Below are 3127 nucleotides of genomic sequence, written 5' to 3'. Positions count from 1 at the left end.
GGGCGCGTCACGCGGTCTTCCCTTCCGGCGCGCCCGCGCCCGTGCGGGGCCGCCCGAGGGTGTTGACGAGCACGACGCCCGCGAGCGCGACCCCGCCGCCGACGAGGCTCACGAGACCCGGCACCTCCCCGAGCCACACCCAGCCGATCAGGATCGCGAGGACGGGCGAGACGTACAGGAAGCTGGTGGTGCGGCTCGGTCCGACGCGGGAGAGCGCGTACGTCCACGTGAGGTACGCGAGCGCCGCCGGGAACAGCCCGATGTAGATCACGGCGAGGTGCGCGCCCAGCGGCGCCCGCGCGAGTTCCGTCCCGAAGCCCGGCAGGAACACCAGCAGGGGCAGCGTGCCGAGGATGAGGCTGTACACGGTGAAGCGCAGCGAGCCGACGCGGCGCACGACGTCGCGCTGGAAGACGAAGTACAGGCTCGTGACGAGCGCGGCGAGCAGGATCAGGAGCGCGCCGCGCGTGAACTCCACGCTCTCGCCGCGTCCCAGCACGATCAGCGTGACGCCCGCGAGGCTCACGAGCGTGCCGAGCCAGCCGACGGCGGTGAGGCGGTCACCCATGAAGGTGGTGGACAGGAGCGCCGTGATGACGGGACCCGCCGCGATGATGAGGCTGGCCGTCCCGGCGGGCACCGTGACCTCGCCGTAGTTCAGCGCGAGGTGGTAGGTGGTGATGCCGAGCAGCGAGAGGCCGAAGATCCGGGCGAGGTCGCGCGGCGGCGGGGGCGGCAGGCGCCGCGCGAGCGCGTACACCCCGAGCGCGACGGACGCGACGAGGAAGCGGTACAGGGTGAGGTGCGCCGGTCCGAACGCCTCGAGTCCGGCGCGGATCCCGGCGAAGGCCGACGCCCAGAACACGATCGTCACGACGATGGCGGTGAGGCTCAGGGCGTCCATATCCGCTCAGGCTACCGCAAACGGCGCGGGCGGTTTCAGCGCCGACGCGCGTTCCCGGTGGGGCGCGTGGGGCGTTCTTGGGCGTGCGTTCACCTGAAGTGTCCCTCAAAGCACGATGGCGCGGCCCACACGCCGTCGCCACGGGGGATTCCGAGAATGGCGGTACGGACACGGGACGGCGTCCGCCGTCCCCACGTAGATCGGAGGTCGCGATGAAGCCGGAAGACATTCGTGAGCACCTGATGGTGCACGCCCGCGGGTCGGGCAGCATGGGCGGCGCGCCGGGCGTGCACGTCGGCACGGTCGACCGCGTCGAGGGCAATTACGTGAAATTGACGCGCAACGACGCGCCCGACGGGCGTCACCACTGGATTCCGCTGAGCTGGGTGGAGCGCGCCGACGAGCGCGCGGTGTACCTCAGCAAGACCGCCGACGAGTTCCGTCAGGGCGCCATGACCCGCAACCCGCAGGAGGACGCCTCCTCGGCCATGGGCGCGGGCTCGGCCGCCGCGAGCGGACACGTGGCGGGCGGGACGGGCACGTCCTACGGCAGCCTGACGGGCGGCGCCACCACGAACTCCACGGAGGACGTGCAGAGCCGCGGCGCGGACGCGGGCACGGGCATCTTCGGGCGTCTGCCGTCGGAGTACGGCGGGACGCTCGACGGCCGCGATCCCCTCTCGGAGGACGTCGCGGCCGGCAGCACCGGCATGGGCTCGGGCCTCGCGAGTTCGGGCGGCTCCATGCTGAGCGACCGCGAGATCGACCGGACCGGCGCGGACTCCCCGATGGGCGACCGCGCCTCGACGGGCCTCGGGAATCCGAACGCGGGCGGCACGACGGACACGTACACCGCGGCGGGCGTGGGGAACACCACGTCCGACCGTGAGCTGATGAGCGGCGCGGGCGCCGCCTCGGGGGACTTCATGGACAGGAACGCGAACACGGGCGCGAGCGGCAACGTGAGCGGGCAGGACGGCGACGAGAAGCGGCACGTCGGGCAGGGCACGCGCGGCCTGAACGCCGACCGCGACGAGAACGTGGCGGGCAACGTCAGCCGCGGCGCCATGGAGGACCGTGACAACAGCAACCTCCAGGGCACCGTGCAGGGCATGGAGGCGTACGACAACAGCTACAGCGGCGGTTCCGCCGCGATGCCCTCGGCGGGCGGGAGCGCCGCGACGCCGGAGAGCACCATGAACACGAACCTCGACCCGGCCCTCGCGGGCAGCGACTTCGACCGCGACGCGATGGGGCAGGCGGTGGACAACCGCTCGGACGACGGCGCCGAGAACGACGAGGGCCGTCACGGCTGAAGGGCCGGCCCGGTTCATAGCGCCTTATGTCACGTTTCGCGGGGCGCGGACGGGCCGAAACTACGGTCAACCCGGTTCCGTCGCCCGCGCGGGCGGTAGGGTCGGGAGACGAATCTCGGAAACCATTCACGTAGGGCTCTCGTCCTGATCCTGGGAGGAAACATCATGGAAACCAACGTCAGCAACAACGAACGGCTCATCAGCGGTGTCGGAGGCGGTCTGCTCGCGCTCGCGGGTCTGCGCCGCGGCGGTCCCCTCGGCCTGCTGCTCGCGGCGGCGGGCGGCTACCTCGTGTTCCGCGCGGCGAGCGGTCACGATCCCGCGTACGCGGCGGCGGGCATGAACACCGCGTCGGCGGGCGCGGCGAGCAGCAAGCCGATCTTCGTGGAGCACAGCGTCGTCGTGGACCGTCCTGCTGCGGACGTGTACGCGTACTGGCGCAAGCTGGAAAACCTGCCGCGCATCATGAGCCACCTCGAGAGCGTCACGGAGCTCGACGAGCGCCGCTCGCGCTGGGTCGCGAAGGCTCCGCTGGGCACGCACGTGGAGTGGGAGGCGGAGATCGTGAACGACAAGCCGGGCGAGCGCATCGGCTGGCACTCCCTGCCGGGCGCCACGGTGGACAACGCGGGCAGCGTGCAGTTCGAGAGCCTGCCGGGCGGCTCGACGCGCGTGCACGTCGCGCTGTCGTACCGTCCGCCCGCCGGTCAGCTCGGCGCGGCCGTCGCGAAGCTCTTCGGTGAGGAGCCCAGCCAGCAGATCGCGGACGACCTCCAGAACTTCAAGCGCACCTTCGAGAGCGGCGAGGCGCAGCAGAAGGGCACCGGCACGGCGAGCACGCCGGGCGCGGCGGGCGGCACGACGCCCAAGTCCAACTAGGATCCTCGGAAGCGGCGGGAAGCTCACG

Annotated in this window: 3 protein-coding genes; 2 read left to right on the top strand and 1 reads right to left on the bottom strand. The window is 71.9% G+C overall.

Translation table 11 applies throughout. From position 1 onward, the window contains the following. Positions 1–7: 7 nt before the first annotated feature. On the bottom strand, positions 8–904 hold the full coding sequence (locus DEIPI_RS0127125) for a DMT family transporter (protein WP_027483864.1): 897 nt from the start codon (positions 902–904) through the stop codon (positions 8–10). A gap of 212 nt (positions 905–1116) precedes the next feature. On the opposite strand from DEIPI_RS0127125, the gene DEIPI_RS42015 reads away from it, so the two are divergent. Continuing rightward, positions 1117–2220 (top strand): DUF2171 domain-containing protein, encoded by a 1104-nt coding sequence (locus tag DEIPI_RS42015; RefSeq protein WP_281173278.1) that lies wholly within the window; start codon positions 1117–1119, stop codon positions 2218–2220. 165 nt (positions 2221–2385) lie between these two features. Further along, positions 2386–3099: an SRPBCC family protein gene (locus DEIPI_RS35090; RefSeq protein WP_084475054.1), complete on the top strand. Its 714-nt coding sequence runs from the start codon at positions 2386–2388 to the stop codon at positions 3097–3099. The last annotated feature ends 28 nt before the right edge of the window (positions 3100–3127 follow it).

Origin of the sequence: Deinococcus pimensis DSM 21231 (assembly GCF_000519345.1) — a bacterium.
In the GTDB taxonomy this organism is placed as follows: domain Bacteria; phylum Deinococcota; class Deinococci; order Deinococcales; family Deinococcaceae; genus Deinococcus_A; species Deinococcus_A pimensis.
Note: the sequence above shows the minus strand (reverse complement) of the source record. Positions and strands in the feature narration are given on the sequence as shown.

Bases quoted from the DNA above. Each gene is read 5' to 3' on its own strand.
- DEIPI_RS0127125 (WP_027483864.1), bottom strand. From the start codon at position 904: ATGGACGCCCTGAGCCTCACCGCCATCGTCGTGACGATCGTGTTCTGG.
- DEIPI_RS35090 (WP_084475054.1), top strand. From the start codon at position 2,386: ATGGAAACCAACGTCAGCAACAACGAACGGCTCATCAGCGGTGTCGGA.
- DEIPI_RS42015 (WP_281173278.1), top strand. From the start codon at position 1,117: ATGAAGCCGGAAGACATTCGTGAGCACCTGATGGTGCACGCCCGCGGG.